Origin of the sequence: Flavobacterium cupreum, assembly GCF_003996965.1 — a bacterium.
GTDB lineage: Bacteria > Bacteroidota > Bacteroidia > Flavobacteriales > Flavobacteriaceae > Flavobacterium > Flavobacterium cupreum.
This window is the reverse complement of record NZ_QWDM01000256.1, coordinates 1-282: the sequence shown is the minus strand read 5'-3', so window position 1 is coordinate 282 and position 282 is coordinate 1. Positions and strand designations below refer to the sequence as shown.

At 70.9% G+C, this 282-nt stretch carries 1 protein-coding gene; it reads left to right on the top strand.

The genetic code is table 11. The features are described from left to right. A partial coding sequence (locus D0817_RS27350) for a TolC family protein (RefSeq protein ID WP_161568498.1) occupies positions 1–282 on the top strand: 282 nt, incomplete at both ends.

Here is a 282-nt window from a genome sequence, read left to right as displayed (position 1 = left end):
CGGCTGCGCCGTCGCGCCCGAGCCGGTCTCGGTGGCCGAGCGCAGCGAACGCGTCAGGGACGATGTGGCGACCCTGTTCAAGGACATGGAGCCGGTGGCCGGCGACGTCACGCTGCACGAGGCCTTCGCGCGCGCCCTCAAGTACAACTACGACTACCGCCTGCGCTCGATGGAGCGCAGCATGGCCGAGGCCCAGCTCGACCTGTCCAAGTACGACATGCTGCCGCGCCTGACCGCCTCGGCCGGCTACACCAGCCGCAGCAACGACGCCGGCGCCCGTTC